General features: G+C 51.3%; 23 protein-coding genes, 1 tRNA gene and 2 pseudogenes. 8 read left to right on the top strand and 18 right to left on the bottom strand.

Translation table 11 applies throughout. The features are described 5' to 3' along the window. Window positions 1-9: 9 nt before the first annotated feature. From ACQ0MK_RS05645 to ACQ0MK_RS05635, 3 genes are read left to right on the top strand one after another with little or no spacing between them, the layout of a single operon-like run. Complete coding sequence (locus ACQ0MK_RS05645; RefSeq protein WP_430475188.1) at window positions 10-1,089, top strand: GNAT family N-acetyltransferase; 1,080 nt, start codon at window positions 10-12, stop codon at window positions 1,087-1,089. After that, window positions 1,089-2,447 (top strand): MATE family efflux transporter, encoded by a 1,359-nt coding sequence (locus tag ACQ0MK_RS05640; RefSeq protein WP_430475187.1) that lies wholly within the window; start codon window positions 1,089-1,091, stop codon window positions 2,445-2,447. Before ACQ0MK_RS05645 ends, ACQ0MK_RS05640 begins: the two co-directional genes overlap by 1 nt. Further along, on the top strand, window positions 2,444-3,640 hold the full coding sequence (locus ACQ0MK_RS05635) for an aminotransferase class I/II-fold pyridoxal phosphate-dependent enzyme (RefSeq protein ID WP_430475186.1): 1,197 nt from the start codon (window positions 2,444-2,446) through the stop codon (window positions 3,638-3,640). Before ACQ0MK_RS05640 ends, ACQ0MK_RS05635 begins: the two co-directional genes overlap by 4 nt. Before the next feature lie 65 nt (window positions 3,641-3,705). Here ACQ0MK_RS05635 and ACQ0MK_RS05630 read toward each other — a convergent pair. Continuing rightward, a pseudogene (locus tag ACQ0MK_RS05630) lies at window positions 3,706-4,424 on the bottom strand (IS5 family transposase); the annotation flags it as partial. Between the two features lie 101 nt (window positions 4,425-4,525). Continuing rightward, the gene (locus tag ACQ0MK_RS05625) at window positions 4,526-5,692 is read right to left on the bottom strand and encodes a DUF418 domain-containing protein (protein WP_430475185.1); all 1,167 of its coding nucleotides are present in this window, start codon (window positions 5,690-5,692) and stop codon (window positions 4,526-4,528) included. A 1,079-nt stretch (window positions 5,693-6,771) separates the two neighbouring features. On the opposite strand from ACQ0MK_RS05625, the pseudogene ACQ0MK_RS05620 reads away from it, so the two are divergent. After that, window positions 6,772-7,519: pseudogene (locus ACQ0MK_RS05620) on the top strand (IS5 family transposase). Here the strand turns inward: ACQ0MK_RS05620 and ACQ0MK_RS05615 are convergent. Then, the gene (locus ACQ0MK_RS05615; protein ID WP_430475184.1) at window positions 7,512-7,700 is read right to left on the bottom strand and encodes a hypothetical protein; all 189 of its coding nucleotides are present in this window, start codon (window positions 7,698-7,700) and stop codon (window positions 7,512-7,514) included. The pseudogene ACQ0MK_RS05620 and the gene ACQ0MK_RS05615 overlap by 8 nt on opposite strands. Window positions 7,701-8,355: 655 nt before the next feature. On the opposite strand from ACQ0MK_RS05615, the gene ACQ0MK_RS05610 reads away from it, so the two are divergent. Continuing rightward, entirely contained in the window at window positions 8,356-9,402 is a 1,047-nt protein-coding gene (locus tag ACQ0MK_RS05610) for a tyrosine-type recombinase/integrase (protein WP_430475183.1), read from the top strand. Window positions 9,403-9,459: 57 nt separating this feature from the next. On the opposite strand, the gene ACQ0MK_RS05605 is transcribed toward ACQ0MK_RS05610, so the two are convergent. The 3 genes from ACQ0MK_RS05605 to ACQ0MK_RS05595 all read right to left on the bottom strand — a co-directional run bounded on the left by ACQ0MK_RS05605 (window position 9,460) and on the right by ACQ0MK_RS05595 (window position 12,345). Further along, window positions 9,460-9,536: transfer RNA gene (locus tag ACQ0MK_RS05605), tRNA-Arg, on the bottom strand. Window positions 9,537-9,860: 324 nt separating this feature from the next. Next, on the bottom strand, window positions 9,861-10,805 hold the full coding sequence (locus ACQ0MK_RS05600; protein WP_430475182.1) for a glutathione S-transferase family protein: 945 nt from the start codon (window positions 10,803-10,805) through the stop codon (window positions 9,861-9,863). A 757-nt stretch (window positions 10,806-11,562) separates the two neighbouring features. Continuing rightward, window positions 11,563-12,345: an IclR family transcriptional regulator gene (locus ACQ0MK_RS05595; RefSeq protein ID WP_430475181.1), complete on the bottom strand. Its 783-nt coding sequence runs from the start codon at window positions 12,343-12,345 to the stop codon at window positions 11,563-11,565. Between the two features lie 178 nt (window positions 12,346-12,523). Between ACQ0MK_RS05595 and ACQ0MK_RS05590 the strand changes: the two genes are divergently transcribed. Beyond that, the gene (locus tag ACQ0MK_RS05590; RefSeq protein WP_430475180.1) at window positions 12,524-13,666 is read left to right on the top strand and encodes an extracellular solute-binding protein; all 1,143 of its coding nucleotides are present in this window, start codon (window positions 12,524-12,526) and stop codon (window positions 13,664-13,666) included. Further along, a complete protein-coding gene (locus ACQ0MK_RS05585) occupies window positions 13,659-14,792 on the top strand; it encodes a CaiB/BaiF CoA transferase family protein (RefSeq protein WP_430475179.1) in 1,134 nt (377 codons plus the stop codon). Before ACQ0MK_RS05590 ends, ACQ0MK_RS05585 begins: the two co-directional genes overlap by 8 nt. Before the next feature lie 122 nt (window positions 14,793-14,914). Here ACQ0MK_RS05585 and ACQ0MK_RS05580 read toward each other — a convergent pair whose 3' ends face one another. From ACQ0MK_RS05580 to ACQ0MK_RS05525, 12 genes are all read right to left on the bottom strand, one after another. Further along, entirely contained in the window at window positions 14,915-15,754 is an 840-nt protein-coding gene (locus ACQ0MK_RS05580; RefSeq protein WP_430475178.1) for a fumarylacetoacetate hydrolase family protein, read from the bottom strand. A 30-nt stretch (window positions 15,755-15,784) separates the two neighbouring features. Beyond that, the gene (locus ACQ0MK_RS05575) at window positions 15,785-16,522 is read right to left on the bottom strand and encodes an SDR family oxidoreductase (RefSeq protein ID WP_430475177.1); all 738 of its coding nucleotides are present in this window, start codon (window positions 16,520-16,522) and stop codon (window positions 15,785-15,787) included. Between the two features lie 9 nt (window positions 16,523-16,531). Next, on the bottom strand, window positions 16,532-17,734 hold the full coding sequence (locus ACQ0MK_RS05570; protein ID WP_430475176.1) for a UxaA family hydrolase: 1,203 nt from the start codon (window positions 17,732-17,734) through the stop codon (window positions 16,532-16,534). Next, window positions 17,731-18,048 carry a UxaA family hydrolase gene (locus tag ACQ0MK_RS05565; RefSeq protein WP_430475175.1) on the bottom strand — a complete coding sequence of 106 codons (318 nt, stop codon included), beginning with the start codon at window positions 18,046-18,048 and terminating at the stop codon, window positions 17,731-17,733. The genes ACQ0MK_RS05570 and ACQ0MK_RS05565 overlap by 4 nt, the downstream gene beginning before the upstream one ends. Next, entirely contained in the window at window positions 18,045-18,491 is a 447-nt protein-coding gene (locus ACQ0MK_RS05560; protein ID WP_430475174.1) for a MaoC family dehydratase, read from the bottom strand. Before ACQ0MK_RS05560 ends, ACQ0MK_RS05565 begins: the two co-directional genes overlap by 4 nt. Further along, the gene (locus ACQ0MK_RS05555; protein ID WP_430475173.1) at window positions 18,484-19,539 is read right to left on the bottom strand and encodes a Gfo/Idh/MocA family protein; all 1,056 of its coding nucleotides are present in this window, start codon (window positions 19,537-19,539) and stop codon (window positions 18,484-18,486) included. The genes ACQ0MK_RS05560 and ACQ0MK_RS05555 overlap by 8 nt, the downstream gene beginning before the upstream one ends. Continuing rightward, window positions 19,532-19,861, bottom strand: coding sequence for an L-rhamnose mutarotase (locus ACQ0MK_RS05550; RefSeq protein WP_430475172.1), 330 nt, complete (start codon window positions 19,859-19,861; stop codon window positions 19,532-19,534). The genes ACQ0MK_RS05555 and ACQ0MK_RS05550 overlap by 8 nt, the downstream gene beginning before the upstream one ends. Next, window positions 19,858-20,976: a mandelate racemase/muconate lactonizing enzyme family protein gene (locus tag ACQ0MK_RS05545; RefSeq protein ID WP_430475171.1), complete on the bottom strand. Its 1,119-nt coding sequence runs from the start codon at window positions 20,974-20,976 to the stop codon at window positions 19,858-19,860. Before ACQ0MK_RS05545 ends, ACQ0MK_RS05550 begins: the two co-directional genes overlap by 4 nt. Window positions 20,977-20,985: 9 nt before the next feature. Further along, entirely contained in the window at window positions 20,986-22,074 is a 1,089-nt protein-coding gene (locus ACQ0MK_RS05540) for an ABC transporter ATP-binding protein (RefSeq protein ID WP_430475170.1), read from the bottom strand. A gap of 4 nt (window positions 22,075-22,078) precedes the next feature. Further along, a complete protein-coding gene (locus ACQ0MK_RS05535) occupies window positions 22,079-22,945 on the bottom strand; it encodes a carbohydrate ABC transporter permease (protein WP_430475169.1) in 867 nt (288 codons plus the stop codon). A gap of 3 nt (window positions 22,946-22,948) precedes the next feature. Next, on the bottom strand, window positions 22,949-23,845 hold the full coding sequence (locus ACQ0MK_RS05530) for a carbohydrate ABC transporter permease (RefSeq protein ID WP_430475168.1): 897 nt from the start codon (window positions 23,843-23,845) through the stop codon (window positions 22,949-22,951). Window positions 23,846-23,955: 110 nt separating this feature from the next. After that, window positions 23,956-25,284 carry an ABC transporter substrate-binding protein gene (locus ACQ0MK_RS05525; protein ID WP_430475167.1) on the bottom strand — a complete coding sequence of 443 codons (1,329 nt, stop codon included), beginning with the start codon at window positions 25,282-25,284 and terminating at the stop codon, window positions 23,956-23,958. Window positions 25,285-25,513: 229 nt separating this feature from the next. On the opposite strand from ACQ0MK_RS05525, the gene ACQ0MK_RS05520 reads away from it, so the two are divergent. Then, window positions 25,514-26,347, top strand: coding sequence for an amidohydrolase family protein (locus ACQ0MK_RS05520; protein WP_430475166.1), 834 nt, complete (start codon window positions 25,514-25,516; stop codon window positions 26,345-26,347). The last annotated feature ends 9 nt before the right edge of the window (window positions 26,348-26,356 follow it).

Genomic DNA, 26,356 nt, shown 5'->3' with positions numbered 1-26,356 from the left:
GCTCCGGACATGAACATCGTAACGCAAGAAATCCCAAAACCCTCAAGAACCCCCTTGGAAATCAGCCATTCCCAAGAAGGGAAGAAATGGCATTCAGTCACCAAAACCGGCCATCTCCATTTAAAAGGTGAAGATGAGAACCATGATTTCTATTTCACCCTTACATCCAGGCAGATCGTTCTTGATGACATCGCCAGCCTGACGTTAGACATCCTTGATCAATATGGCTTAGCCGCATTGGCCGAGGCGCTTTTTGCCGCCCATCCGGCACGTGACGAGATCCGCCTTCCCAACCAAATTGATCCGGAATGGCTTGCCCGTATGATCAGGAGTGGGTTAATCACGCCAACCGCGGATGGCCACACCATCTTTTCAGGCCAACTGTATCAATTGACCCTGAACTGGCTGCACCATCCTGAAAGGGATGCTCTTCCACTACGCTACATCTCAACCAATGGTCGACGTCATCCGACTCGACGTCCAAGTGCCTATCAGACACTTTATTCACGCTACATTCCGTGGATTGACAAGACGATCCGGTTTGAACGGGCAGATACAACCCGCCATCTTGGGCACTTTCACCAATGGATGAATGACCCCCGTGTAGACGTTTTCTGGGAAGAATCCGGCACCGAGGCAAAGCATCGGGCCTTCCTTGAAAACCGGCTTGATGATCCCCGTACTGAACCACTTATCGGTTTTTTTGATGACGCTCCGTTCGGGTATTTCGAACTGTATTGGGCGCAGGAAGACCGACTGGGCGAACATTACAAGGCCGAGGATTTTGATCGTGGCTGGCATGTTGCCATCGGCGAAGAGGCCTTTCGCGGCAAGGAATATCTTACAGCCTGGTTACCATCACTGATGCATTACATGTTCCTTGATGATCCTCGCACCCAGCGGATCGTTGGCGAACCTGATGCTGCTCACGACCAGCAGAACCGCAATCTCATGCGTTCAGGGTTTGCCGGTCTCAAACAGGTTCGCTTCCCCCACAAAACATCGCTTCTCGTGATGCTGTTGCGTGAACGCTTCTTTGATGACCGTCTTTATGTTCCGAACTTTGTGCGCGACGAGGATGCTTCCTGATGCGTAAGCGTGAACTTCCGGACCTGAGTGATCCTGCAATCATGCGATTGATCCTGCGGCTCGCCCTGCCCTCTGTCGCGGGGCTTTCGATCAACGCAATAAATCAGGTCGTCGATGCCTTTTTTGTTTCACATTACGCTCTAAGCGCGATGGCAGGGGTAACGCTCTCAATCCCCTGCTTCATGCTTGTCGGTGCCATCGGGCATGGATTGGGTTTAACAGCATCAACCGAAATCGGCAGGGCGCTTGGTCGTGGCAACTCATATGATGCGCCCCGTGCAGCGTCACTTGCCTTGGGATTGGCGGTCATATTCGGGATCGTCGTAGCCATACTTATCACCCTGTTTCACGGCCCGATTTTATATGCCCTGGGCGCAAGTGGTAATGTCTTTGATGAAGCTGCGATCTATATGCGCATCCTCGGCGCCTGTTCAGTCTTGGTCCTTTTGCAGATCGTGTGTGACTTTATTGCGATCGGCGAAGGTAACAGCCGCTTTTCAATGTATACCCTGATCGGATCGTTTGGTCTGAACATGACGCTTGATCCCATTCTGATTTTTGGGTTCGACATGGGAATTGCAGGAGCAGCTTGGGCAACCGTTATTTCGCAGGTCGCTGCCCTTTGTGCTTACATCTACTATTTCCACAAACGTTTGGGTCGTGTGCATCCGTCACTGTCTGCTCTTCGCCAACTAAATTGGTCTAAAGCCTTTTATCCTTTTGCAAAGCTTGGCATTCCGGCAAGTACGACCACGATACTTGCTTCGGTCTGCTTTGCCATTTTGATGCAGGCTGCAACCATGTATGGCACCGAAGACGAACTGGCAGGATTGGCCATTTCTCTTCGCATTGTGTTACTGGCAATCTTGCCAATCATCGGCTTTTGCCTTGGGGCACAACCAATCATGAGTTACGCGGCAGGTGCTGGCAATCAACGTCGCTTTGACGAAGTATTCAAAGGGATTATCCTCTATTGTGCCGGGTTTTCGTTAAGCTGTGCCCTGGTTTCTTTCCTATTTGGCGACGTGTTGATCTCTGCGTTTGTTGATGATGCCGATCTTGTCAAATTTGGCAGCCATCTTCTTGATATTCTGGCCATCCAGATCGCCTTTGTCGGAATTTATCAGCCGATAATCTCCCGGTTTCAAGCCGCCAACAATGCCCGCTGCGCCGCAATGATAAGCATGGCCCCACAAGGCTACATCCAGATCCCGCTGGCACTTCTTTTGCCAATGACCATGGGGTTCAACGGGATCGTCGCAGCCCCCGCGCTTGCCGCAGGACTAACCACCTTACTTGCCATTTTTCTGACCTTTTCGGGTACCCGGTCTCTTCCCATCAAGGAGCTTTCATCATGAATGAACTGCCCGCAAAACCATTGAATATGCATCAGGACGAAATTCAGCATACCGGAATGCATGACCCAAGCTATGAACGCCATTTTCGTGCAGTTTCTCACCCGATTTATCAGACATCCCTTTTTGCATTCCGCGATTTTGACGATATGGCAAATGCTTATGCCGGGAACCCCAGCGGGCCGATTTATGCGCGTGGTGACAACCCCACAGTCATGGCATTTGAACGTGAAATTGCCCGGCTGGAGAATACTGAAGCATCCCGGGCCTTTTCGAGTGGCATGGCTGCGATAAGCGCCACCGTGATGGCACTTGTTTCGCCCGGTGATCGCCTTGTGACTGTTCATAACGTCTATTCAGATGCTTATCGCCTGTTTGAAACGATGCTCAGACCTATCGGTGTTGAGATCGACTATATCGATGGCACAAATACAGATGCCGTGATTTCAGCAATTTCCGGCGCGAAGTTGCTGTTTCTTGAAAGTCCGACATCACTTACCTTCGAATTACAGGATCTTGAAAAGCTCGCAATTGCAGCCAAGACACAAAACGTTGTCACGGTAATCGACAATTCCTGGGCAACGCCCATTTTCCAGAAACCCGCTGATCTCGGTATTGGTCTTGTTATTCATGCCGCGTCCAAATTCCTGTCCGGACACAGCGACACAGTTGCAGGCGTTGTTACGGGTCGGCAGGAATTGATCAACCGGATCAACGGATCGACTTTCCCCTATCTTGGGGGAAAACTCGGCCCGTTTGAGGCGTGGCTTCTTTTGCGTGGCTTAGATACCCTTGAACTGCGCATGCAGCGACATGCCAAAACCGGGGAATATCTGACCAAAAACCTTGCAGAACATACAGCGGTTTCGTCCGTGCTCTATTCAGGTTTCAGCACTCATCCCGGGCGCCGAACCCTGCACGGTCATTCAAGCCTGTTTTCAATCATTTTGGATGACGCTGTCGACATCCGGGCCTTTTGCAACGCACTTCGACTGTTTCGTCTGGGTGTCAGTTGGGGTGGGCCTGAAAGCCTTATTGTTCCGGCCGCTGCAGTCCTTCATCAGAAATACGATGTCAGCGCGTTCCAACATTTCAAACTCAATCCACAGCTTGTCCGCATCTATGGTGGACTTGAAAATCCCGAAGACCTGCTTTCCGACCTGAAACAAGCAATTGAGGTCGGTTTGAAACGATGAACCAAAAGGGCGTCCGAGCGACGCCCTTTCTTTCCCTAACCAACTCAAACTAGGGTCTGGACTCAATTGACCCAACATCTGATTGCGAAAATCCGGACCATATTAAGGAAGTTTTCTGCTGACTTTTCGTATCGGATAGTCAGCCGCCTCATATCCTTCATACGGCAGAAGAAACGCTCAACAAGATTGCGTTTGGCGTAAAGACCCGCGTCATGAGGGATAGGCTTTCTAGCATTTGCCTTGGCGGGGATCACCGGCAAGGCACCTTCATCCTCTATCTCCCGACGGATACGTGCACTGCCATAGGCCTTGTCGGCGACAATGGCCAATGGTGGTTTTGTCCAATTCAGGAAGCAGTCGATCATCTTGCTGTCATGGAGTTGTCCGCCACTGATCGCAAGGCGTAACGGGCGACCGAGTACATCTACAGCGGCGTGAACTTTACTTGTCCTGCCGCCGCGTGAGCGTCCAATACCCTCTGCCAGTTCCCCTTTTTTGAACCAGCCGCGGCGCGGTGAGCCTTCACTATTGAACTGTCGATAAAGACAAGCGCATCTTCATGTTCTGATGCTAGGGCCTCGAATATCTCGCGCCATATGCCGCGCTCTCCCCAGCGGACATAACGATTATAGACTGTCGTAGGCGGACCATATCTTCCTGGAAGATCCCGCCAGGGCGCGCCGGTTCGAAGAATGTAGAAGATGCCATTAAGAACTGTTCTGTCGTCCCGCCGTTTCGGCCCACGACCGTCAACAGGAAGAAGCGGAGCAATGATCGTCCATTCTTTATCGCTCAAATCAAATCGTGCCATGTGATAACTCCCTTTCCCAAAGGATGAATCACATTCCGACTATAAATTTCAAGCGTTCCAATTGGGTTCAGACCCTAGCTTCCGGTTACCGATGGCTCAATCCGCCGCAATCCGGGCCGGGACAATAACGTCAACACCCATTCAAGTGGACCCCGCAACGCAAATCGGAACCAGACTTGTGCAAACAGAACCCAACCCAGATACATCAAGGCTGATATCCAGAGGCAGTCCGAAAGACTGACCTGATTGTGCATCCCTGCACCATAACCAAAGAATACAAATCCCATAATCAGTGACATACCCAAGTAAATGGTCAATGACATGCGCCCTGCTGGCGCAATAAAAGATACGACACCGGAAAATCGCTGCGACGCAAAAAACCTCATGGCCAATGACACCAAGACAAGTGAAAGCGGCACTGCAAACAGCGGGCGAAAGATCAAAGTCAACATAAGGAACCGTTCAGGTTCGGCTGATGCTGGTAAGGCTGCAAGTAAGCCATAAACCACACTGCCCAGAACTGCCGGGAAGGTTGTAAATGATCCAATCAAATGCAGTCGGGCAAGCAAAGTTTCAAAGCCACGCACATCACAATATCGCGCAGCTGCCAAACCGGTGAACATGGCGGCAATCACCAGCAGATAATTGCTCCACAGACAATAAAGCTGAAAACCACTCCAGCGATCTAGACGTACAGCAATAACATCAGAAAAACTCCCAAATGCCAGTACGTCTGCAAGAGGCACCTCCGGCGCGATGTAAGGTGCAGGGTTTACGATCATGTTCACACCAAACAAAGCGTTACCAATCACGCCCAAAGCCCAAAAGCCAACACCAAGTCTTAGAAGCACACGCACCGAACAATCACGAACCAATATCAGCAACAAACCAATAACCGCATAGGGCAAAAGGATGTCTGCTTCAAACAGCAGGGTCAAATTTATCACGCCAAACAGCGCCAGGATAACAAGGCGGCGCAGGTAAAAAGACAGGCCATACCGCTGAAACTGCTGCAAGGCAGCAAAACCAAATAGCGCGGAAAATATCAGGATGAATTTGCTTTCAAACAGCCCCTGAATCACCCCCGCTGCGATCACGTTACCCCACAGAGGTGTCGCTTCCTGCCATGCCATGCCCGCAAAGCCGAATGTGATCGCAAAAAACGGTAGGTTGACAACAAGTATCCCGAACAGGGCAAATGCACGAAGTGCATCAATCGATGGCTCTCGTTGCTTGAACATTGATTTTTCCTTTGATGAGTCACGTCAAAGGAAAGACGTCCGAGGACCTCATAAATTCAGCAGAGCGGATCTATTTCATAGAAAAGCAAATTATATCAATTTCTTGCAACTTAAACTGTGCCATAAACGCAAGGCTTCGAATGTTATAACCCCGAATTATGACAAGAAACTACGTGCATACTCGTTGTTGTTAAGGCACCGCGCGAAGCATTGGCAAGGATATGCGCAGAGACAAATTCCAAAACCTCCGAATACCACCCCTGATTGAACATGAAATCTGGGCAACGCATTATTCGCAACTTGATGCAACCGTAACAAGGTCAAAACATGGTCTTGTTGGACCCATGTTGAACCGTTGTTGAACCCATGTTGGACCGTTGACAGGAATTGAGTTTCCAACAAGGGTTCAACATGACTATTGGTGAATGTGTAACGCCCCTTCGAGATTTGTCGCACTAACATGGGGAGAAGGCTAAAATCCAAGGCCTTTTTGGGGACCTAAGTGCGACAAAACGAAAAACGCCAGCTGATCAAACAAGAAGTGACGTACAAAAACGGAGTTAAAAAATAATCGGATTTTCTGCAACACGTTGTTTACTCCTTTAAGGGAAGTCCCAACACAGATGTTCGTATGGTTACTTAAAGTTGCTTTCCAGGAACAGACCGACACGGCGATCGTACATTTTCCTCAAAAAATTTTTGAGCTTTCCAGAAGTCTGTCGGAGACGCCAGAAGGCCGCATCACTGGTCTTCATTTCAAGAAGCCGACAGATTGAAACACGAGAACCAAAAACGAACTTGGTTTCGAGACGCCGGCCCCATCTCAATGAAGCTTGCCATTCGTTGCCTATCAGCTTTGAACGTTCAGACACCTCATTGAAGGGCAATGAAGTTGGCGATAGCCACTTAACCCGGCACTTATAGGCATCAGATACTCTTGGCAGGCCGCTTGTCCATGCGCTTTTCGCATTCATTAACGAGCCACGATCTGTTGCGTTCAGCTAGGGTCTGAACCCAATTGGAACGCTTGAAATTTATAGTCGGAATGTGATTCATCCTTTGGGAAAGGGAGTTATCACATGGCACGATTTGATTTGAGCGATAAAGAATGGACGATCATTGCTCCGCTTCTTCCTGTTGACGGTCGTGGGCCGAAACGGCGGGACGACAGAACAGTTCTTAATGGCATCTTCTACATTCTTCGAACCGGCGCGCCCTGGCGGGATCTTCCAGGAAGATATGGTCCGCCTACGACAATCTATAATCGTTATGTCCGCTGGGGAGAGCGCGGCATATGGCGCGAGATATTCGAGGCCCTAGCATCAGAACATGAAGATGCGCTTGTCTTTATCGACAGTTCAATAGTGAAGGCTCACCGCGCCGCGGCTGGGTCAAAAAAGGGGAACTGGCAGAGGGTATTGGACGCTCACGCGGCGGCAGGACAAGTAAAGTTCACGCCGCTGTAGATGTACTCGGTCGCCCGTTACGCCTTGCGATCAGTGGCGGACAACTCCATGACAGCAAGATGATCGACTGCTTCCTGAATTGGTCAAAACCACCATTGGCCATTGTCGCCGACAAGGCCTATGGCAGTACACGTATCCGTCGGGGGACAGAGGATGAAGGTGCCTTGCCGGTGATCCCCGCCAAGGCAAATGCTAGAAAGCCTATCCTCATGACGCGGGTCTTTACGCCAAACGCAATCTTGTTGAGCGTTTCTTCTGCCGTATGAAGGATATGAGGCGGCTGACTATCCGATACGAAAAGTCAGCAGAAAACTTCCTTAATATGGTCCGGATTTTCGCAATCAGATGTTGGGTCAATTGAGTCCAGACCCTAGTTTGCGGATGTGCTGCAACTCTTCTTTTGTTGGTTCAGCAAGTATCCCGATCCAATCCCAATTACGCTCATACAGAGCCAGTTCTTCTTCCTCAGACAGAACACGTGTGCGATCCCCCTGCCAACGAAGAGCAGCCTGAAACGGATAGCTATCTTCCGAAAATAGCATTTGGGTCTCCTTCGCATGGGCCAATTTCCAAGAGACAAACTGGAACCCCCTTGCCTGCAGACTGGTCTTGCAGAGTGAGATTAACGGGCTGATCCCAAAACGAGCATTGCAGTAGCGGTAACTTTTTTAAAAAAGAACAGTCTCAGTAACACGGCTTGATCCTACCATGATGAAACAACATGGAGCGGACATTATGAACTGTGTAACAAAACCAGCGATCTTTTCGACAACCAGTCGCAGTGCAGCAAGTAAGACCGCGGTGTCCAAACCGACAACTCAATCAAATGACCCAAGACCGGCTCTCCAAAATTATCTTGGGTGTGGCACACGGATAGAGATGAAATTGCGTTCCGGGAGCAAACATCAAACCCAAGCAAAATCATCCTTGAAACGGAGGAAGCCATGGTAGCCAGAAGACTTCCTGAATTCGTTCCTGATCCTCGTTATTGGACTGATTGGCAGCTTGCACGTCATCTGGGCTGCACGCCAAACACAATGCACCGAAAGATCGCAAAGCTTGACGGATTCCCCAAAAAGGATTCAGACTTCGGGTGGGATAGCGTTGCAATCGAAGCATACCTTAACTGTCGATCTGGCCTGACAACCACCCAGAAAACGCAGAAAGACGAATCACACAACGTGGATGATATTTGCGATGACCTCAGTAGAACTACCCTACGTGAATACGTACAGCAGTAAGGGCAAGGTCTATGCGTATTATCGACGCGATGGGCAGAAGGTTCGCATCAAAGGGATGGTCGGATCCAACGAGTGGCTGCAAAACTATCAGGATATTCATCGCTGTTTTCAGACCAGTGAGAAAGGCATTACCAAAGGTTCGGTCCACGATCTGATTGCGCAGTACAAGGGAAGCCCAAACTTCAAACAACTGAAGCCGCGCACGAAGAAGGAACATCACCGGCTACTCGACAAGATTGGCAAACTCTGTGGATCAAAGCATGTCACCGCGATAAGTCGTCGACTGGTTCTGAGTATCCGCAATGCCGGGGCAGATACCCCAAGGGACACAAACAACCTTCTGACCACGCTGCGCCTGCTAATGCAGTTCGCAGTTGATATGGAATATGTCGCCGTTAACCCTGCATCTCGGTTCAAACGCCTGAAGGAAGGCGTTGGCCACAGACCATGGGAAGAGTTCGAAATCGATCAGTTCCGATCGCATTGGGGGATTGGCACAAAGGAACGCGCGGCATTTGAACTACTCTTGAATACGGGGCAAAGATCAGGCGATGTGCGCACCATGACCCGAAATCACATCCGATCAAACATCGTCTCTGTCATTCAGAGCAAAACCGGCAAGCGTTTGGACATACCCGTTGCCAACCGGCTAAAGGACACTCTCGATGCCTGGCTACCGAAAACCACAAGCATGAACCTTGTACCATCCCCAATGGGCATGCAGATGGACGCAACCGCATTTTCAAAATTTATACGCAAAGCATATAGAGCTGCAGGCTTGCCAGAAGACTTCACCTCACATGGTGGTCGATATGCTGCGGCAACGCGCCTCAAGGAACTCGGTCTTTCTTGGGAAGAAATCGCTGACATTGTGGGGCATGAGACAGTCTCAATGGTGCAGAAATATACACGCCAGCGCAGAAACGCGAAAATGGCGATTGACAAAATCAACCGCGCTGATCAAGTCGGGCAAGTGACTAACTTTTCTCGGAGCAGTGACTAACTTTTAGTCTGACAATCGGAACTGAAACCACAAGTCATTGTTATTACTGAATAAAAATGGAGATCCCTGCAGGACTCGAACCTGCAACCTACAGATTAGAAGTCTGTTGCTCTATCCAGTTGAGCTAAGGGACCGCTGGGTGGGGTGGTTTGCTGTACCCCGGGGCATGGCATTGGACGCCTGCCCGATATGAAGTCAGAGTTTAACGTCCCCTGTCAGACGAAACGGGGTGGAAATCCGCCCCGGTGCTAGGTCAATGCCGTCAGGCCATCAACAGATCAAATGACGCGTTTGAATGCGAATTTATCAGCATATGATTTGGTCTGAATTTTGCGCGACTTGGGTCGAAACCTTGCGACCGTTCGGCTTCGTCCATGTGTAAATATCTATCATCGATCAGCCTTTTCCATTTGCTGGCTCACGTCTTGGCATTTCTTGATTTTGAGTAGCGGAACCTATCACAGCAAATCGATTCGGTAACCGGATCGGGGGAAATGGACACACACAGTTCCCACATCTTCTGCGGAGCGTTCTATTACAACTGTCTCTGCATCGGCGTAACGTAACGTCCCTGCGACGGGTTGCTCGCCGCCATTGACATCAGGTTGAACCGTTACTGACTGCCCGACCGAGAGACCCTGAGGGTCATCAGGTGCCACTCCACTCCTAGCCGTTGGCTTCAGATCCTTTGCGCGCGCTATGGCATCCATCGGGTCCATCTCGCTAAAGGTACCATGACCGATTTCACGGATATTCTCCTCCCAGCGGACAAGGTCTTTGAACTCCGACAGAAACGATGGTCCGTCAGCCCACCGGCCGCGCAAGAACCAAACCACGTGGTAGAACTGTGCATCTATCGCTGCTGGCTGCGGACCAAGTAAGAATGCACGCCCGTCAGACATTTGCGCGTTCAGCCATGACAGCGGCGCACGTACTTGTGATACCAGATGAGGCAGATCGGCGTTGGCCTGTTTCAACCCTGCCGCCCAGTCCTCTCCGAGGTATAGCCGCCCACGATCTGCCGCAAAATCCTTGTCCAGCTGATCGCCAGCCGCGCCCAGAACGTGCCGCACAGTTTGGTCGAACAAAGCCCCATCCGTCCATCGGCTTAGGCACCACATCAAGCCCTGTTCGGACGTGGGCATGATGGTCGGCAATGGGAACCGACGTTCAAGTTCGCGGATGATACATTGGCTGTCACAGTAGATGTCTGCACCGATCTGCATCACAGGCGTACGCCGATAACCGCCGGTCAGTGCCGTCAACATTGGTTTGGGTGGTAGGCGCGGAATTTCCACCTTGCGCCACTCAAGTCCTTTAATGCCAAAGGTGACCCTGACTTTTTCGGCAACAGGGGATTGCGGGTAGGCATGGAAGATAATCTCGAACGTTGGATCAGACAATTTGTACTCCTTTTCGGAAATTTAACTCGAACATACTGCAAGTCGCATTTGGCTTGGCACCTGTTCAACCCGAAGGCACAATCCGCAATATCTTGCCACAATGAGCCACCCTGCATTGAAAAACTCTTTTGCATGCCTTGTCCAAACGTTTTGATAGAAATCGATGACCAGAGAGAAGAAACTTTAAGACGGGCGGGGTCGACACGCAGCCGCAACGCACCTCAAAAAGCTCGGCCTTTCATCGGAAGAGATAGCGGTCATTGTTGGTCACGAAACAGTTTCGATGGTCCAGAAATATACCCGTCCGCGCAGGAACGCGAGAATGGCGATTGAGGAGATCAGCGTCGGCACAGCAAATCTTTGTTTTTACAAAGGAAAAATGGCGATCCCTGTAGGACTCGAACCTGCAACCTACAGATTAGAATCCTGTGCCTGTGCCTGTGCCTGTGCCTTTCCCTTTAACATCAACGACCGTCAGTCAGTTTTCACCGTTTCTTCACGGTTATATAAATCAATCACTTAACCTTTAAGTGACTAACCCGATCTAGAAACAAAACTACCAGTTTGTTGGGTCGTAGCTGGTCTAAATTAGTGCTCTGAATATCTGTACAAGCCATATGTCAAAGGGAAGCTCTGCTCGTGCAGTCACCCCGGCCGTATGACCGCAAATGTCAATAATGGTTTTGGCGTAGCCACGGCCGAGATTTTGCGAACGACAAACCGGTAACAGTCATCCTGCCTCTCGCAGCCCCGGTACTCAGTTTATTGCGCCCGCCCCAAGTCGGCGGGAAATATCACCGGACATTTCGACCAAACGTTCGCGGCACAGTTCTGCCGATACGACTGACGTTCCCGAAAGACGCTGAATAAACGGCACGGTCAATGCAGCCACAACTTTGCCTGAAAAATCAAAGACCGGGGCAGACAGGTTCAACACCCCGCCAATCGTAAGCGATTGAGACTCACAATATCCGGCGTCGCGCACTTTTGGCAGATCGGCAAGGAACAATTTTCGCTTTTCATCCGAGATACCACCAGCTTCCTCGAGCAGAGTGCTGAGCGATTGTTGATCCATCCACGCAGCCAGCACCCGTCCCGATGCCGTTTCATAAATGTTGATCTGTGCCCCAAGGCGCACGGCCGTGATGTTGTTGTCCTGGCAATCAGCCTGCGCAATTACCAGAACCTTTCCCGAATGAATGATCGCAAGATGCAATGACTGGTTCACCTCGTTGGCAAGACGCTGCATTGCGTCTCCGGCGATAGAAGTCAGCCGGCGTATCGGCGGATGCTTGTGGGCGATCTCGAACATCTTTGTGGTCAAATAATAACGGTCATCTTCAACACGCTGCTCCACATATCCACGCTGGCAAAGCACCATCAACATGCGAAAGATTTCCGACGTGTTCCGGCCCAATTGTTTTGCAATCTCTATTTGCGACAAACCATCGGTTTCCGACGCAAGAAGCTCAAGAATATCAAGCCCTTTGGATAATGCAGGCGCGCGGTATTTTTCCTGATCTTCCTGATCGTTCGACATATTGTTCGTGTTCTCTCTTATGAGGTTATTCAAGCAGTTTGCATCAACTTCGGCAGTATATGCAGGGCACCTTATCCTGACAACTACACCCATCACTTGACACACCAATATCACATATAAAATTATCTTTCATTTATAAATCATCGCTATTAGAGTGAGGTCAGGAGGAAACATAACGATGACCGCACAAAAACAACTCAGGGGCATGACTTGGTCAGACCCGCGCGGCTACGACCCGCTGATTGCAGCTACCAGCGCATTTCGTGAACGTCATCCGGATGTTGATATCACGTGGGACAAACGGTCCCTTCAGGGTTTTGAAACCACGCCGGTTGAAGAACTTGCCAGCAAGTATGATCTGATCATTATTGATCACCCGCATGTTGGCGCAATCGTTCGGGAAAACTGCCTTTTGCCACTTGATGCCTATGCGCCCCAAGATTATCTTGAGCAACTTTTTGCGGAAACCGTTGGTAAAAGCTTCCAGAGCTATTTTTACAAAGATCATCAGTGGGCGGTCCCGGTTGATGCCGCCTGTCAGGTGCAGGCAATCCGCCCTGACCTTTTGGGCACACCATCGGCCACCTTTGGCGATGTGATGAAACAGGCGCGCGATGGACGCGTCGTTTGGCCGCTGCGCCCCCCGCATGTTTTGATGTCATTCTTTTCTCTGCTGGCCAATTCTGGAAGTCCCTTTCCGATCACCCGTGCAAACCGACTGGATCCGATTGCCACCCAAAGAGTTCTACAGGGAATGGAAGCACTTGCAGGACTGGTTGATCCCGCCTGCACAGAAATGGATCCGATCGCAGCACTTGATGCGCTGTCTGACGGGGGTCAATTTGCGGCGTGCCCGCTGGTGTATCTGTATGCGCCTTATGCGCGCAATGGCTATCGCCCCCATCGCATTACCTTCCACGACATGCCGGCCTTTGGTAAATCCGGTCCTTTGGGGTCGGCACTTGGCGGGACGGGTCTTGCGGTCTCTGCCAAAACGCAACACCCTGATATATGCGTCGAATTTGCCCTGTGGGCTGCATCGGCCGAAGTTCAAAGAGGTCTTTACGCCGAACATAACGGGCAGCCGGGCAACGCCATTGCGTGGGGCAGTGATAGTGTGAACACGCCGGTTAATGATGCCTATCACAATACACGACAAACCCACGAAGCAGCTTGGTTGCGTCCTCGTCATGCCGGTTACATGGGCTTTCAGGAGGAAGGCTCCCAGATCGTGCTTGATGCCATCATGGGAAAAACCACTGCGACAACTGCGATTTCCGCCCTTCAGAAACGTTTTGACGAAAGCTTCCCGCATGACTGATACATTGCCACTTACAGGACTTAAGGTTCTTGATTTTTCCCAATTCCTAGCGGGTCCATACTGCGCGCTCAAACTGGCTGATTTGGGGGCAGATGTGGTGAAGGTCGAACGCACCGGACTGGGTGATCTGTCACGTTATCTTTATCTGACCGATACCAAGATTGGCGGTGAAAGCACAATCTTTCATGCCATCAACCGCAACAAACGATCCATTGCCGTCGATCTTAAATCTGATGCAGACAAGCAGCGCCTTGGCACATTGGTCGCCGAGGCAGATGTGATTTTGCAAAACTTTCGACCGGGCGTCATGGATCGACTTGGATTTGGCTATGAAGACGTGAAGAAGGTCAACCCGAATGTTGTATACGGCACGGTCACGGGATATGGGTCCGACGGGCCATGGGTCGACTTGCCTGGACAGGATCTTTTGGCCCAAGCACGCTCTGGCGTTATGTGGTTGTCTGGAAGCATAGATGACGGTCCTGTCGCCATGGGGCTTCCCATTGCCGATATCTTGGCCGGGTCAGCACTTGCCCATGGGGTCCTGGCCCTGTTGTATCGACGCGCAACCCAACAAATAGGCGGTTATGTTGAAACATCATTGATCGAGGTTCTTGCTGACCTGCAATTTGAACTTTTAACCACATGGTTCAACGACGGGAAACGTACACCGAAAAGATCAAAGAACAACCCAGCACACGCTTATCTTGCTGCACCATACGGCGTTTACGAAACGTCCGATGGTCACATTGCGATTGCCATGGGCAAACTGGATTTGTTGGCACAAATAACCGGTCTTGCACCAGACGTTGCCCAAAAGGATGCATTTGCCAAACGCGATGAAATAAAGGCAGACTTGGCCGCAATGCTTAAGACCCACACATCTGATGACTGGATGGCGAAGTTTGTTGAAAATGACATTTGGGCCGCCCCTGTGATGGACTGGGATGGTGTGGTCGATAGCGGCATATTGCAGACACTTGATATGGTTCAGGATATTCGCCGTGGGGAACTTGAAATGAAGACTACTAAACTGCCCCTGCGCATTGATGGAACACGGCCGTCATCATCACGTGCGGCCCCGGAATTGGGCGAGGCCAATGACTTTCTCGAAACCGGTTGGTAACAGCAAAAAGCTCCAGAATCCTGCATAAACATAAAAAGCGCGGTTCTGATCGGAACCGCGCTTTCCTTTATGATCAAACCGTTTTCGACCTAAACGGAAACGCTTTGACTATGTAAAGGAGCTTAGTCGTCTTTGACGCAGACTTGGCGCTGCGTCCCCAATTTGTCGATGCCAAGTTCAACCACATCGCCTTCTTTAAGGTAACGCGGGGGATTGAAACCAAGGCCAACACCTGGGGGCGTGCCGGTTGAAATGATATCGCCCGGATGTAAGGTAAAGAACTGCGACAGATACGAAACCAGATGTGGCACGCGATACACCATGGTTGCGGTTGAACCATCCTGAACACGTTCACCATTCACATCCAGCCACATACCAAGATTGTCGAAATCACCAACCTCATCAGGGGTCACAAGCCACGGACCGGTCGGACCGAAGTTGTCGGATGATTTTCCCTTGGACCATTGGCCTGCACGTTCGATCTGATAGGCGCGTTCGGAAACGTCATTGACCAGGCAGAATCCCGCAACATGATCAAGTGCATTTTCTTCGGAAACGTATTTGGCTGTCTTGCCAATAACAAAACCAAGCTCGACTTCCCAATCGGTTTTCTCCGAGCCACGCGGAATGATAATCGGATCATTAGGACCACAGATTGCCGAGGTATATTTGGCAAAAATAACCGGCTCCGGCGGCACTTCCATACCGGATTCAGCCGCATGGTCGGCATAGTTCAGACCAATACAGATGAACTTTCCGGTCTGTCCAACACACGCGCCCAGGCGCGGTTTCCCATCAACCAACGGCAGCGTATCGGGATCAATCGATTTCAAATCGTCAAGGCGGGTCAGAACATCGCCAGCAATATCCCCGACATGCGCAGAAAGATCGCGCAGATTGCCATTGTCATCAACAAGTGCGGGCTTCTCAGCGCCACGTTCACCGTAACGTGCAAGTTTCATTGTTCTTCCAATCCTTTCTTCAAATTCTGATCAGGCAGTCCAGCCGCCGTCAACAACGTGGACAACTCCGGTCGTAAAGCCACTTTCATCTGCGGCAAGATACGTCACAAGAGCTGCGATTTCTTCTGGTTTTCCAATCCGGCCCATCGGTTGGCGCCCGATAAACGTTTTGAGCGCACCTTCATAATCCCCGGTCGCACGCAAACGGTCATGCAGGCTGGGACTATCGACTGTCCCCGGTGCAATTGCGTTGCATCGAATACCTTGCTTTACATGATCGTTGGCAACTGCACGGGTCATGCCCGCCACCGCCGCCTTTGACGCAGAATAAATCAAACGATTGACCGGGCCGGTTACAGGTCCCGCAACAGAGGACATATTGATGATTGATCCACTGCCCTTTTCAATCATGTGCGGAAGAACCGCACGGATCATGCGGAACTGCGATTTGACGTTCAGATCAAATGCGAAATCCCATTCTTCTTCAGTGGCATCCAGAATGGTTCCGTTATGCACAATCCCGGCACAGTTAAACAACACATCAACGCCGCCAATATCAGCAACCAGCGCTTCAATTTCGGCCTTGTTGGTGACATCAAGTTTTCTGGCCTCAATACCGTCAATCGCATTGAGCTCCGCCAAAGAAGCATCGTTGATATCGGTTGCAATCACACGTCCGCCTTCTGCAGCCATGCGTTCTGCCGATGCCCGGCCGATCCCCTGTCCTGCTGCTGTTACGAGACAGGTTTTTCCTTCTAGTCGCTTCATAATTCCTCCTCACACAGCCGGTAGGCATGACGGCCCGATTGGCTCGAATGTTTTGTATGTCAGTATAAATTCACGGTGTCCCAGGGATTCGGATTTGGTTTCCGCCCCCTTTGCCACATTCACCACAAGGTCACGGATTTCCTGTCCGACTTCGGCAATGGAACGTTTGCCTTCGATGATGTCACCCGCATTTACATCCATGTCGTCAGTAAGTGCGCGATACGTGTCCGGGTTGGCGCAGATCTTGATCACCGGCGAAATGGCGGACCCAACCACCGATCCCCGACCCGTGACAAACAGCGTCACATGCGCCCCACTTGCGATCATTTCAACAATTTCAGCATTATCTGAAATATTAGGAAAACCAAACCGGACTTCGCCATCGGGCACAACATCCATCAGATACAATCCGCCCGTAGGTGGCACATCTCCCGGCTTGATCAGTCCTGAAATTTTGTTGTCCCCTGATTTGACGTAGGCCCCAAGGCTCTTTTCCTCAATCGTGGAAAGCCCGCCTGCAGCATTTCCCGCAGCAAACGACCCAAAGCCAAGTGTATCGTAATATCGTTCGGCCTTTTGCACGGCAGCGCGCAGTTCTTCACCCAGTTCCGGGGTTATGGCACGTTCGGCCATGATATCCTCACAACTGATCATTTCGCCGGTTTCTTCAAAGATGCAGGCCGCACCTTCACCGATCAAAATATCAAAGGCCTTGCCCGCTGCCGGATTGCCCGAAATGCCAGATGTCCCGTCTGATCCACCGCAGATCGTGCCAATCACAAGGTCTTCTACCCCCATCGGGGCACGTTCCACCTTGGCAATCTCATCCAGTGTCTTTCGCACCCATGCACGTCCGGCCCCGACCGTCTTGGTGGTTCCACCCGATCGTTGAATGACCAATGTATCGACCGGGCGTCCGGACTCAGATACCGCCGTTGCTACCCGGACCTTGTCAAAGCTTTCGCAACCAAGGGAAACAAACAGGACAGCCCCGACATTCGGATGGGTGCACAAGCGCTCCATCATCTGGGCGGCATATTCATTTGGGAAGCATCCCGGAAAACCGATCACCTGAACATCTGATTCATCAAAATCAGCGGCAATTTTTGTTGCGACGAAATGGGCACATTCCACCAGATAAGCGACAACAATGGTATTGCGGATGCCCTTGCGGCCATCTGCACGCAAGTAGCCCTGGAATTTTTCAGTCATTTCGACACCTCCGTGCTTTGGCCATTGGCATCCTGCAGCGCATAGGTCGCGGTATAGGCAGACCGGATGTTATGTACATGGACATGCACCCCTGCGGGGATATCTTCGGTCGCAATACCAATTGGCATACCGTATTTCAGGATGCGTTCCCCACTTGCAATATCCCGGCTGGCAATTTTGTGGGCCAAGGGAATGGGCTGGCTAAGCGTGATTGTGAGGCCATCTGGCAGTTTCACATCAACGCCGGCTTCGGCAAGGCGTCGCGCGACCAGAACATTGTCCTTTGGGTTCAACTGCAAAAAAGGTCCGTTCATGGCTTCATCTCCACCATGTAAATATGATCGGCGACCAGCACGGTTTCATCCTGCTGGTTTGTCACGATCAATCGTTCGCTAACACGTCCATAACCCGGACGTTTTTCCATCACTTCCTTGCCGATAATTTCAACCCGTGACTTGATCGTATCACCGATAAAGACCGGTTTGACGAACCGCATACGATCATACCCATATGAAAACGCCACCGGATTGATCATGGTCGCAGTAAGACCAACACCGATGGTAAAGACCATCGTGCCATGAGCTATGCGCTGCCCGAATGGTAAGGTCTTGCAGAACTCTTTATCAAGATGATGGGGAAAGAAATCCCCGGAATGACCGGCGTGAACGACAAAATCCGTTTCGGTGATCGTACGTCCGACTGTATCGCGCCCTTCGCCAATATCGTAATCTTCGTAATATCTGATTTGCTCAAGCATCAGGCGCCTCCTTTATTGGATGCATGGGACGGGCAGAGCTTTCATAAGAAGCCTCTACCAGTGCCATGGTGTGCCATGCGTCTTCGGCAGAACCGTCAAGCGCGTCATCAAGACCGGCGGCGAAACGCTGCACCTGGGCAAAACGCCCGTGGAATGCTTCGATAAACCAGTTACCTACCAGATCAATCTGACGCCACTCTCCATCGGTATTAAGCCACAGTTCGTCCGGCTCACCTTTGGGGTAATCAAGATTGACACCAAGCTTCATGTAAGCAGCGCCTTTGGTGCCACAAATCCGGAATTCACAGGCCTGAAATTTGCGGCCAAATCCATGGTTGTGATTGATGGAAAGATTGCAGCGCACGCTTTGGCCATAATCGAGCATAATTGAACTGCGTGTATTGGAAACCGTCGATGATGGATGCCCGATGCTACGCGCATGAACACCGTTCGGATTTCCCAGTAAATCACGGACGAAATCCAGATAATGGATTGAATGCAAAAGAATTTCGACCCGTGGCAAATCGGCAAGGAACGCCCAAAGATGCCAGGGCGTATCAAGCGCCAACCAGGCGTCAAAATCCACGACATCGCCCAATAGCCCCTTAGCAATCGCATCTTTCAGTGCAAGTGACATCGGGGCAAAGCGAAGTTGGAAATTGACTGCGGCCTTGATGTTCTTGCGACGCAGGACCGAGATAATTCGGCTTGCTTCATCCAGATCAGAACCAAGAGGTTTCTGAATCACGACAATTGCACCCTCGGGCAATGCTTCAAGCAGTTCCACAATTGCCGCAGGCGGGACCGCAAGATCAAAAACAACGTCCTTCTGACTGGCAGCTTGCTCTAGCGTATCAAAGACTGACGTTCCCCAGTCGGAGGCAACCTTTTGTGCTTTGTTAAGATCGGGGTCAAAAATCCCGGCAACAGGCACATTCAAATCACGATATGCCGGAAGATGGGCATCTGTCACAATCGACCCGGCCCCAAAAACCACCACCGGCGTTTTCGTTGTCGGCATTTCAATGGTCTGGCGAAAATCAGTCATGATGGAAAACCTCTTCCATTTCCGCCCACCATTCGCCTTCCAACCGACTGTCAAGCGGACGCTGAAGCGGCTCGCAGAACGTCCACCATCGTTGCGTCTCCGGGTCCGCTGCCATTTTCTTCATGTCGGCTTCAAAGTCGGTCCCGACATATTCGAAATAAGCAAACAGCACGTTCTCAGGCTCTTTGAGAAAGATCGAATAATTGCGGATATTGCATTCGGAAATCTTTGCAAGAACGCCAAGCCAAACATCTGTATGAAGGCGTTTGTATTCGGCAATGGCGTCTGCACCAATTCCAATCACTTGTCCGTGGCGTGTCATTGATTGGCCTCCGTAATTTCGAATGCGCTTCCTTCAACGCTAAGTGCTGCAAGTTTGTCCTGGTCCCAGTCAATCCCCAGACCCGGCTCGGTCGGAGCGATTGCATTGCCGCCGTCCCGTGCCATCGGCGCGGCAATATCTTCAAGTTGCGGGATATATTCAAGCCAGGGTGCGTTGGGCACTGCACAGACAAGACTTACATGCAGTTCCATCAGGAAATGCGGGCAGATTGCGATGTTGTGGGCCTCTGCCATGTGCGCGACCTTAAGCCATGGTGTAATTCCACCAACGCGGGCAACATCGGCCTGCACAACCGAACAGGCATCGGCTGCGATGTAATCGGCAAACTGGCCGGGGCTATAAAGGCTTTCACCAACAGCGATCGGCACGGTCGAGCGTGCCTGCAAACGGGTGTGTCCTGCGATGTCATCGGATGGCAATGGTTCTTCGAACCAACCGATATTTAATCGTTCAAGCATCGGGACGCGACGGGCCGCTTCTGCCCCGGTCATGGATTGGTTGGCATCGGTCATGATCTCGTAATCATCACCCAATGCGGTTCGAACCGCTTCAAGACGTTTGGCATCCCCGGCAATGGTCGGGGTTCCGATCTTGATTTTCGATCCGGCAAAGCCCTTGGATTTGGCATCTTTCGCGTCATCGACCAGCGCTTCGGGCAGCAAATGCAACCAGCCACCTTCGGTGGTATACATCCGGACCGATTGCTTTGCCCCACCGGCAAGAACATGAAGCGGAAGACCGGCTTTGCGCCCGCGCATATCCCAAAGGGCTGTATCAATTGCAGCCAGTGCCAAGGACATAATCGGGCCGACCGCTGTTGCATGAGAACAAAACAGTAAATCACGCCAGATCGCTTCGATCCTGTCTGCGTCCTGTCCCATCAGGCGTGGCAATAATGTGCCATGCAAAAGCGACAGGATTGCAGCACCACCGTCGCCGATGGTGTAGCTGTATCCCTGCCCTTCTGCGCCATCGGCATCGCGGATCACGACAAATATCGTTTCCTGTGATTTGAACGACTGGATTGCATCAGTGCGAACCACCTTGGGCTCAAGATCCACCATAAATGCCTTTGCGGATGTAATCCGTGCCATTGTGACCTCCTATACCTTATTAAGGGCCACGCCGGTTTCGGCATCGAACAGATGACACCGATCCAACATAACTTGGAATGTAAGACGTTCACCAGCCTGCACAGGACGCGGGTTTAGCATCTTGGCCTGCACTTCAGCCCCGGCAAGGGTTGCAAATAAAAGGGTTTCCGTGCCAAGCGGCTCTGTCAGATTGATCTCCAGTTCGACCTCGGAAATGTGCTCTCCACGAGGAAGGGCATGACCGACCGGCATGATGTTGTCTGCACGCACGCCGAAGGTAACTGCTTGTCCATCAGACAGATCATAGCCTGGTGGGGCTTTGATGGTTGAACCATCGGTAAACTGAATATTTCCGTTCTTGACGGTGCCATCAAGCAGGTTCATCGGCGGCGAGCCTATGAAGGTCCCGACAAAGGTATTTACCGGGTTTTCGAACACGTCCAGCGGAGTGCCAACCTGTTCGATATGGCCATCACGCATGATCACGATCCGGTCGGCAAGGGTCATGGCCTCGACCTGATCATGCGTGACATACACGATGGTCGATTTCAGTTTTTGATGCAGTTTCTTGATCTCGACGCGCATCTGGGTGCGCAATTTGGCATCAAGGTTTGAAAGTGGTTCATCAAACAGGAAGACTTCCGGATGACGCACAATCGCGCGCCCCATCGCCACGCGTTGACGCTGACCACCTGACAGTGCGCCAGGTTTGCGATCCAAAAGCGGCGTCAGAGACAAAATTTCGGCCGCCTCATCAACTGCCTTGTCGATTTCGTCCTGCGAACGCTTGGAAATCTTGAGAGAAAACCCAAGATTCTCACGCACGGACATGTGCGGATAAAGCGCATAGTTCTGGAAAACCATCGAAATGTTCCGCTCTCGCGGGGGCAAATCGTTGACAACTGCATCCCCAATCCGGACGTCTCCGCCCGAAATTGCTTCCAGTCCGGCAATCATCCTGAGAGTGGTCGATTTACCACAGCCAGATGGGCCGACCAGCACCACGAATTCGCCATCGGCGATATCCAGATTGATGGAATGGACAACTTCAAGCACGCCATATTTCTTGACGACATCGCGAAGGTGGACTTGAGCCATTTTATTATCCTTTCACACCACCGAACGTCAGTCCGGCAATGAGATGTTTCTGCACGAGGAATGTGAGGATGAGCGCGGGAATAATCATCAAAACCGCAAGAGCACACATGCCCCCCCAATTCAGGGTGAATTCAGACGTGAAATCGAGAAGCCCGACAGGCATGGTTTTGGAGGTCGTCGAACGGGTCAGCTGGGATGCCAGCGCGTATTCGTTCCACGACGTCAGAAAGGCAAAGATACCTGCTGATGCAACCCCTGAACGGGCAACCGGGAACTCCACGCGCCAGAACGCCTGCCAACGGGTACAGCCATCAATCTCGGCTGCTTCTGCCAGTTCCGGCGGAACCTGGCGAAAGAACCCGTCAATCAGCCATACCGTAAATGGCACGTTCATGGCGACATAGACCAGGATCATACCGATATGGGTATCAATGATGCCAATCCGGGCAAACAGAATGAACAATGGCAGCGAAAGCGCCACCCCCGGCACGGCACGCGTAACCATCAGGCCAACGAAAATGCCCCCCTTGAACTTGAACTTGTAGCGGGCAAATGCATAACCACCTGCCATACCGATCAAGATGGCAATCACGGTTGATGTCACCGAAATGATCAACGAGTTGGTGAAATAGGTCAGCACAGGAACACTGCCCTCGCCAATCCCGCCAAACATAGCACGATAATGATCAAGATTAAGATCATTGGGAATCCAGACCGGTGGCTTTGCCATGATTTCCACAGTCGGGCGGAATGAGTTCAAAACGACCCACAGACCGGGAACACATAGCACCATCATGGCCAGAAACAGACCAACGGAATGCATCCATTTAAGGGCAACACGGCGCGTTTGATGACTGGTATTGGTTGCCATGGCTTACACCCCCATCCCAAGCTCTTTGCGAGCTGCGGTCAGTTTCTTGAAAAAATAGATGGTGAAGAAAATCGCCAGAAAGATGGAGATATAACCCATCGCATTGGCATACCCCATGCGTGCATCGACATAGCCGGTTCGTCCGATCAACGTCCAAAGAAGTTCCGTCCGTCGCGCCGGACCACCGTTGGTCATGATCTGCACGATGTCATATGCACGTGCGACATCCAGCGAACGAATAGCCATCGCGATGTAGATAAACGGCATCAGGAACGGCAGGGTGACGAACCGAAAGGATTGGAACGGTGTGCATCCATCGACCTTTGCAGCCTCCAGCGGGTCACGCGGGATCGCATACAGACCAGCCAGGATAAGAATCCCGAAAACGGATGTGGACGTCCAAACCTCTGCAAAGATAATTGAAAACATTGCAAGGTTCCCGTCCACCAGCCACGGAATGGCGGTATCGGTAATGCCCAGTGACTGCAACGCATTGTTCACCAGACCGACATTGTCGTTAAAGATGAACTTGAACTGGAAACCGACAAGGATTGGTGAAAACATCATCGGGAACATCATCATCGTGCGCAATGCACGTTGCCCGCGTGTCACCTTTGAAATCATCACTGCCAGACCAAGACCAAACAGCATTTCCAGATTAAGGGCCACGGCAAGCAACAGAACCGTCCGTCCGAATGCGGCCCAGAACTTCACATCGGTTACAGCTTTTTCATAGTTAAACAATCCGACCCAGTTAAACAGGCTGTCAGGCCGGGTCAATCTGTAGGATGTGAAACTGGAATACAGTGACAATAACAGCGGAATCAGCACGACGGCCGATAGGATGATAATGGCAGGCATCAACAGAACCAGCCATGGCGGCAGCTTCAAACGCTTCATCAGAATGTCCCGTGGATCGGCATGGAGGACCCCATGCAGTGCGTTCTGATTGGATGGATCGGATGGCGCAAATCCCTGTTTGCACCATCCGTTTGCGATGAAGAGGCGTTTTAATAAACGCCTTCTTCCTGCATCAGTTCGTCAACTGCTTCTGCCGCGTCGCTCAGAGCTTCATCAACAGTCTTGTCACCAAGAATTGCAGCCTGCAGTTCCGGATAGATCAGGTTGGTCGACTCAATCCAATAGGGTGTCGGCGGCACGGCAAAGGCTGTTGCTGCCGTTTCCTTGAAGGCGGCAAGCACCTCGCTGCGATACGCATCACCTTTCGCCTGCTCAGAGACATGATCCCAAACCGCGGTGCGCGATGGCAGCGGCCCGGCAGAACTTTCAAGCTTTTGGCTGTCTTCATTGGTCAGGAAATCGACCAGGGATGCTGCGGCTTCTTTGTTTTCGCAGTCCTCTGTCACAGAAAAGCCGTGAAAACCGGACCAACCGGTACGGACACCTGCGGACCCTTTTGGTGCCGGTGCGACACCGACATTACCCGCAACTTTTGATGACGACGGGTCGTTAAAGAACCCGGCCCAACCCGGCCAATCCAGATTAAGTGCAATCGTACCGGACGCAAACCCGTTGCCAAGATCATCCCAAAGATAGTTGGTCGTCCCGGCCGGCACAGCATCGGCCTGATAAAGATCTACAAACCACTGAAGCGCTCGTTTGCCGGCATCGGAATTGAACGCCGGGGAGAAATTATCGTTAAACAGCGCACCGCCTTCAGCGACGACCATCTCGTAAAAACGACCGACGATGGCTTCATCCTTGCCCGCATATTGGGTGCCATAGAAGTTCGGCGGATCAGCAAAGAACACCGACTGATCTTTTACCTGTTCCCAGGTTTCCGGCACGGCAAGCGCATAGCCATATTCTGCTTCAAACGCCTTGGCGTTCTCAGGGTCGTCATAAAGATCTTTCTGATAATACAATGCAGAAACGTCAAACTGTGCACGCGGCAACATGACAAGTCTGCCATCAAAAGTCGCAGCCTTGATATTGGCCTGAACAAACTCATCAACAACATCCTGACCGATCAGCCCTGTCAGGTCCGTGTAAAGCGACGGATACTGTGACGCAAAGGATGAATGGTTCGATCCGACACACCAGTCGGTTGTCCCTGCAGCAATGTCAGACTTGAATTCCTTATCAAGTTCGAAGTGATTCTTTTTCGAAATGACTTCAACGCTTGCCCCGGTTGCCTCTTCCCATTCCGGAATACGGGCATAAAGCGCCTCATACTGCTGACCACCAATAAGCTTGGCCTCAATGGTGACACCGTCAAATTCACCTGCCTTCACTGCATCTGGCAAGGCAAGGACTGTTGTCGAAGCAAGGGCTGCGACAAGTACGGCACAAGATGCACCGCTCAACAACGTTTTCATTCTATCCTCCCTGAATGAAAGGCCACTTTCGGCCGATTGCTATTTCCGGTGCCATTTCGATAAGCTTTTATATCCGGAATCATCTTTTATATTTAAACTTGACTTGATCGATGAGTCAAGGTGAACTCCAAAAGAAATCAATCGCAACGCGAAAACAGGTATGCAATTCCAATTGCACCGCCGTCGTCAGCCACCTAATCAGGCGTGATAACGTAAAAGGAGGAAGCCCATGTTCATCGACACTCATCTCCATCTGGTCGCACGCAAACGTATCCCGTACCCGTGGCTCAAGGACGTTCCGGCACTGAATCGCGACTGGTCCTATGAAGATTACGAAGTTTCTGCCCGACGCATCGGCATTACGGGCGTGCTGCATATGGAAGTCGATTGCGCACCGGAATATATTGCAACGGAAAACACGTGGGTTTCCGAACTGATGTCGCACCCCGACAGTCTGATGCGCGGCGCCATTTCATCAGCACGCCCCGAAGACGAGAATTTCGACGCTTTTCTCGATACGCTTGACCTTTCAATCGTCAAAGGCATCCGGCGCGTTCTGCACGTTGTGCCCGATGACGTCTCGCAGACGGACCGGTTTCGCGAAAATGTCCGTAAAATCGGGAAAAAAGGCCTACCCTTTGACATCTGTGTGCTGCAAAGGCAGCTCGACATTGCCACTGCTCTGGTCGATGCCTGCCCTGATACTGTCTTTGTACTTGATCATTGCGGGGTACCGGACATTGCCAGGGATGGATTTGCCGATTGGTCAAAATCCATAACCGACCTCGCCAAACGCCAAAACGTGAATGCCAAGATTTCCGGTATTTCGGCCTATGCAAAACCGGATTGGACGCTTGACACTCTTCGTCCCTATGTCGAACACATTATCGAAAACTTCGGCTGGAAACGTGTCGTCTGGGGATCGGACAGCCCGGTCTGCACTTTGAATTCTTCGCTTGATCAATGGATGGCCGCAACACAGGCCCTGATCGCAAACGTTTCAGAAACAGAAAAGGCAGCTTTTGCGTCTGAGAATGCCAAACGGATATGGTCTTTGCAGTGACCTGAGATA

This window comes from Thalassospira lucentensis, assembly GCF_050516545.1.
Taxonomy (GTDB): Bacteria; Pseudomonadota; Alphaproteobacteria; order Rhodospirillales; family Thalassospiraceae; genus Thalassospira; species Thalassospira lucentensis_C.
Note: the sequence above shows the minus strand (reverse complement) of the source record. Positions and strands in the feature narration are given on the sequence as shown.

Coding starts and splice junctions, on each gene's coding strand:
- ACQ0MK_RS05625 (WP_430475185.1), bottom strand. CDS start 5,692: ATGTTCAAGCAACGAGAGCCATCGATTGATGCACTTCGTGCATTTGCC.
- ACQ0MK_RS05550 (WP_430475172.1), bottom strand. CDS start 19,861: ATGACACGCCACGGACAAGTGATTGGAATTGGTGCAGACGCCATTGCC.
- ACQ0MK_RS05635 (WP_430475186.1), top strand. CDS start 2,444: ATGAATGAACTGCCCGCAAAACCATTGAATATGCATCAGGACGAAATT.
- ACQ0MK_RS05645 (WP_430475188.1), top strand. CDS start 10: ATGAACATCGTAACGCAAGAAATCCCAAAACCCTCAAGAACCCCCTTG.
- ACQ0MK_RS05555 (WP_430475173.1), bottom strand. CDS start 19,539: ATGACTGATTTTCGCCAGACCATTGAAATGCCGACAACGAAAACGCCG.
- ACQ0MK_RS05610 (WP_430475183.1), top strand. CDS start 8,356: ATGACCTCAGTAGAACTACCCTACGTGAATACGTACAGCAGTAAGGGC.
- ACQ0MK_RS05540 (WP_430475170.1), bottom strand. CDS start 22,074: ATGGCTCAAGTCCACCTTCGCGATGTCGTCAAGAAATATGGCGTGCTT.
- ACQ0MK_RS05640 (WP_430475187.1), top strand. CDS start 1,089: ATGCGTAAGCGTGAACTTCCGGACCTGAGTGATCCTGCAATCATGCGA.
- ACQ0MK_RS05580 (WP_430475178.1), bottom strand. CDS start 15,754: ATGAAACTTGCACGTTACGGTGAACGTGGCGCTGAGAAGCCCGCACTT.
- ACQ0MK_RS05565 (WP_430475175.1), bottom strand. CDS start 18,048: ATGAACGGACCTTTTTTGCAGTTGAACCCAAAGGACAATGTTCTGGTC.
- ACQ0MK_RS05545 (WP_430475171.1), bottom strand. CDS start 20,976: ATGGCACGGATTACATCCGCAAAGGCATTTATGGTGGATCTTGAGCCC.
- ACQ0MK_RS05585 (WP_430475179.1), top strand. CDS start 13,659: ATGACTGATACATTGCCACTTACAGGACTTAAGGTTCTTGATTTTTCC.
- ACQ0MK_RS05590 (WP_430475180.1), top strand. CDS start 12,524: ATGACCGCACAAAAACAACTCAGGGGCATGACTTGGTCAGACCCGCGC.
- ACQ0MK_RS05535 (WP_430475169.1), bottom strand. CDS start 22,945: ATGGCAACCAATACCAGTCATCAAACGCGCCGTGTTGCCCTTAAATGG.
- ACQ0MK_RS05560 (WP_430475174.1), bottom strand. CDS start 18,491: ATGCTTGAGCAAATCAGATATTACGAAGATTACGATATTGGCGAAGGG.
- ACQ0MK_RS05595 (WP_430475181.1), bottom strand. CDS start 12,345: ATGTCGAACGATCAGGAAGATCAGGAAAAATACCGCGCGCCTGCATTA.
- ACQ0MK_RS05575 (WP_430475177.1), bottom strand. CDS start 16,522: ATGAAGCGACTAGAAGGAAAAACCTGTCTCGTAACAGCAGCAGGACAG.
- ACQ0MK_RS05520 (WP_430475166.1), top strand. CDS start 25,514: ATGTTCATCGACACTCATCTCCATCTGGTCGCACGCAAACGTATCCCG.
- ACQ0MK_RS05615 (WP_430475184.1), bottom strand. CDS start 7,700: ATGCTATTTTCGGAAGATAGCTATCCGTTTCAGGCTGCTCTTCGTTGG.
- ACQ0MK_RS05525 (WP_430475167.1), bottom strand. CDS start 25,284: ATGAAAACGTTGTTGAGCGGTGCATCTTGTGCCGTACTTGTCGCAGCC.
- ACQ0MK_RS05530 (WP_430475168.1), bottom strand. CDS start 23,845: ATGAAGCGTTTGAAGCTGCCGCCATGGCTGGTTCTGTTGATGCCTGCC.
- ACQ0MK_RS05570 (WP_430475176.1), bottom strand. CDS start 17,734: ATGACTGAAAAATTCCAGGGCTACTTGCGTGCAGATGGCCGCAAGGGC.